General features: G+C 44.3%; 1 protein-coding gene. It reads left to right on the top strand.

Features of this window, described 5'->3' with window-relative positions:
- On the top strand, positions 1-598 hold a 598-nt coding region (locus ACS8FD_RS22585), incomplete at both ends, for a class I tRNA ligase family protein (RefSeq protein WP_439277507.1).

Here is a 598-nt window from a genome sequence, read left to right as displayed (position 1 = left end):
GAGCTTTAAAAACCTATGCGATAAGCGTGAAGGTACAGAGCAAGCGCTTGATTTTGATCGTTACTGGGCACAAGAAAACGAGCACAAAACAGAAGTTTATCACTTCATCGGCAAGGACATCGTGTACTTTCATGCGTTGTTTTGGCCGGCCATGTTAGCAGGTAGTGAGTTCCGTACCCCAACCGGCGTTTTTGCTCACGGCTTCTTAATGGTCAATGGCGAAAAAATGAGTAAGTCACGCGGCACCTTTATTAAAGCCGAAACTTACGCTGATCATTTACACCCTGAGTATTTGCGTTACTACTTCGCCAGCAAATTGTCTGATAAAGTCGAGGACATCAACCTTGATTTAGAAGACTTTATGCAAAAGGTCAACTCTGACTTGGTGGGTAAAGTGGTTAATATCGCCAGTCGCAGTGCCGGCTTTATTGTTAAAAAGTATGACGGGATGCTGTCGGACGTTTGCGTAGAGTCAACGCTGCTAGAAGATATTACCAAAACCGGTGATGAAATTGCTGCCGCTTATGAGAATCGCGAGTTCTCACGTGCCATGCGTTTGATTATGCAATGTGCGGATAAAGCCAATGAATATATTGAC

This window comes from Psychrobacter sp. 1U2, from assembly GCF_051847575.1.
Note: the sequence above shows the minus strand (reverse complement) of the source record. Positions and strands in the feature narration are given on the sequence as shown.